Source organism: Pseudomonas sp. SIMBA_068, from assembly GCF_046534705.1.
Classification (GTDB): domain Bacteria; phylum Pseudomonadota; class Gammaproteobacteria; order Pseudomonadales; family Pseudomonadaceae; genus Aquipseudomonas; species Aquipseudomonas putida.
Genome location: NZ_JAWRYI010000923.1, coordinates 1 through 258, shown reverse-complemented (window position 1 = coordinate 258; position 258 = coordinate 1). Strand labels below are relative to the sequence as shown.

Sequence of the window (258 nt, the reverse complement as noted above, 5' to 3'; positions counted from 1 at the left end):
ACATGCTGATAAGCCACCAGATCAATGGCTGACACACTATTACTGGTGCGATTCATCACCCAGGCTTTTGTGCCATCACGCGAGAGGATAAGGCTGTCAGGATGTGCACCGGTGGTAATCGACTGAATAATCTCCCCCGTCGCCACGTTAATGACCGATAACGCATTCGCTTCAAATGAAGTCGCATAAAGCAACGTTTCATCCGGGCTTAGCGTCAGCGATCTGACGCCCTGATCTTTACAGCCACCACAATGTTTG

General features: G+C 50.0%; 1 protein-coding gene. It reads right to left on the bottom strand.

Annotated features, from left to right (window positions below; all coding sequences use genetic code 11):
- Positions 1 to 258: YncE family protein (locus tag SB756_RS32090; RefSeq protein ID WP_410913504.1), on the bottom strand; the 258-nt coding region annotated here is incomplete at both ends.